Raw genomic sequence first — 2,554 nt, 5'->3', positions numbered from 1 at the left:
CGGCGCGTCCGGCTCCCAGGATCCGGCCGCGGCGGCCGGCGCGTCCGGCGGGACGATCGACCCGGACACCGGCGAACTGATCACCAATGACGGCGCGTCCGGCGGCGGCGACTCCTCGGTCGTCGCGAACCCGGTCACCCTCGCCTCCGGCGAGGCATCGGGACTGCGTGGCGCGCTGATGGCGCTCTCCGCCCTGCTGCTCGTCGGTGTGATCATCGGCCCGCCGCTGACGGCACGCGCGCTGGCCGCGCGGACACGCCGTAGGGAGGGATCGGGATGAGCGTGCGCGGCATGCCCGTCTCCCGGCGGGTGAAGACGGGTCTCGGCGCGCTGGCCGGCGCCCTTCTGCTGGCCCTCGTACCGCTGCCGTCCGGACCTGTCCAGGCGGCGGAGGCGCCCGAGATACGGGCGGCGGACGCCGACGCGGAGGACTCCGCGATGACGCTGAGCGGCAAGAAGGGCCCGTACGACGACTTCTCCGACCTTGAGGTGACGGTCCACCAGACCAAGAACCTGCGTGCGCAGGGCGTCGAGGTGACCTGGAAGGGCCCTGAGACGTCGACGTCCACGGACTACATGAACTTTCTCCAGATCATGCAGTGCTGGGGGGACGGCGCCGCGGGGCCCGAACGTGAACAGTGCGAGTACGGACTGAACAACGCGAGCGACCGCAACCTGGGCCTGCGAACGCTGCCCAAGGGCACGGATCCCCTGGAGCGGAAGTACGCCGAGGCCCCGGCGGGCAGCAACCCGTTCGTGCCGTTCCAGCCGGTGGTCGGTGAACCGACCGACACGAACACCGACGCGACGTACTTCAGCAACAACGACACGAACGCCCAGCCCTACCTGCGGATGAGGCAGGACGGCACCGGCGAGGCGGTCTTCGAGGTGAAGTCGGCACTCGAAGCCCCGTATCTGGGCTGCGGTGAGATCGACCCGGCTGCCGGGCGGACGACGCCCCGGCGATGCTGGCTGGTCGTCATCCCCCGTGGCACACACGATCCGAACGGCTCCTCCGAGGTCAGCACGGGGCTGACGACCTCCGCCCTGAGCCAGACCAACTGGGACCAGCGGATGGTCTTCCCGATGGACTTCAGCCCGGTGGGCGACACCTGTCCCGCCGACAAGCAGGAACGCCGCGTCATCGGGTCCGAGCTGCTCACCGACGCCATCACGTCCTGGCAGACGCAGTTGTGCTCGGGCGCCGACGCGCGGTTCTCCTTCAGCCAGTCCGGCGAGGACTACGCGCGCAGACTCATCGAGAATCCCACATCCACCTCGCCCGGAACGGCCATCACCGTGGCACCGGTCGAGGGCGGGACGGAGGTCGTGCACGCTCCCGTGGCGGTCAGCGCTCTGACGGTCGGCTTCTTCTGGGAGGACGGGAACGCCGGGCAGGTGCGTGATCTCAAGCTCAATCCACGCCTGCTGGCCAAGCTGCTGACCGGTTCGTACCCCTACGACATCCGGGAGATGACCTTCCAGGATCCGGTTCCGGACCATCTCAAAACAAATGCGCTGTCCCTCATTGTCGATCCGGAATTCAGAAAGCTGAACCCGTATTTCGACCGTGACACGGCGCCTCAGCTCGGGCCCAACGCGATAATCCTTCAGGCCGGTAATTCGGACGTCAATTCCCTGCTCTGGCGCTACCTCCAGTCGGACACCGAGGCCCGGGAATTCCTGGAGGGGAAGCCGGATCCCTGGGGCATGAAGGTGAATTCCTTCTATCTGCCGCTGGGTCTTGACAAGGACGCCCCGATCGACTTCCCGAAGGCGGACCCGACGCTCACCGAGGTGTCGATGACAACCGGGGACGAGATACGGAAGATCTCGTACGGCCAACTGGAGAAGTCCCCCTATTCCAACGACATGCACAACGGGGCGCTGAAGGTCCGGCGAGGTTCCAACGGGGCGACCTTCCAAGCCGCCCAGGACGTCAGCGCACCCAGCGGCGTCAAGCTCGTGGCACCGAACGTCATCCCGGGACAGCGCAAGGCGTACGCCTTTGTCGACGCCGTGTCCGCGATGCGTTACGGGCTGAATTTCGCCGCGCTCCCGAACGCCGACGGTGTGTATGTCAAGCCGACCGCCGACGCCCTGCTGAAGGCGGTCGACCGTATGCCCGACTCGGCCGTGCGGGGAGTCAAGGCACCGACGCCGGCCACGGCGAAGAACGGCGCCTATCCGCTGACGGCGGTCGCGTACGCCGTCGCTCCGCTCGACCAGCCCGCGGACGCGCGCCAGGACTACGCGCGGCTGATCCGGTACGCGGCGGGCCCCGGCCAGACCTTGGGGCTGGAGCCCGGAGAGCTGCCGCCCGGGTATGCGCCGATGCCCAAGGCGATGCGTGACCAGGCGCTTTCCGCCGCCGACCGGCTCGAACGCGGCAAGCCGGCCGACCCGGACGCCTCGCCGTCCGATGAGAGTTCGATCGCCGGCAGCAGCGGTGGCGGCAGCGCCGCGGCCGAAGAGACCGGCGAATCCGCCGGCGGCGACGGCTCGGGCACCACGGCGGGCGCCGGGGACGGCGGAGCGACGGACGGAGGCGCCG

General features: G+C 69.0%; 1 protein-coding gene and 1 pseudogene. Both read left to right on the top strand.

The window, feature by feature from the left end; all coding sequences use genetic code 11:
- On the top strand, positions 1–280 hold a 280-nt coding region (locus GA0115259_RS40635; protein WP_370748564.1), incomplete at its 5' end, for a hypothetical protein.
- Positions 277–2,554: pseudogene (locus GA0115259_RS28145) on the top strand (hypothetical protein); the annotation flags it as partial. The gene GA0115259_RS40635 and the pseudogene GA0115259_RS28145, both read left to right, overlap by 4 nt.

The organism is Streptomyces sp. MnatMP-M17 (assembly GCF_900091995.1).
GTDB lineage: Bacteria > Actinomycetota > Actinomycetes > Streptomycetales > Streptomycetaceae > Streptomyces.
Note: the sequence above shows the minus strand (reverse complement) of the source record. Positions and strands in the feature narration are given on the sequence as shown.